This is a genomic window from Bacillus cereus group sp. BfR-BA-01441, assembly GCF_022663075.1.
GTDB lineage: Bacteria > Bacillota > Bacilli > Bacillales > Bacillaceae_G > Bacillus_A > Bacillus_A cereus.
In genome coordinates this window covers 1-318 of record NZ_JAKUEU010000302.1, presented here as the reverse complement: position 1 = coordinate 318, position 318 = coordinate 1, and the positions used below count along the sequence as shown (strand labels likewise).

Genomic DNA, 318 nt, shown 5'->3' with positions numbered 1-318 from the left:
AAAAGAGATAATGGCTGGTGGAAGATTGAAACATGGGAAGGTCCAGTTTGGATTAACTTGAATGGGGAAGAACGTGTCATGGGAGATTTCTATGCATATGATGAACCTTCTCTCTCATCAAAGGTTGCGAATGCTGGAGCGAAGTATGGGCGACAAACATTTAGAATAGTAGATGGAACAACAGATGGTTGGCTAAAATTTAAGACTTGGGAAGGCGACAAGTGGATGAATCCTACGGCTGAACAAATTACTGTCAACAAAACGATTTATGCGTATAATGAGCCTTCATTTAATGCAACAAAAGCAAATTATGGAGCA

At 39.9% G+C, this 318-nt stretch carries 1 pseudogene; it reads left to right on the top strand.

The features are described 5' to 3' along the window. Nucleotides 1-318 (top strand): annotated as a pseudogene (locus MR107_RS30600) (hypothetical protein); the annotation flags it as partial.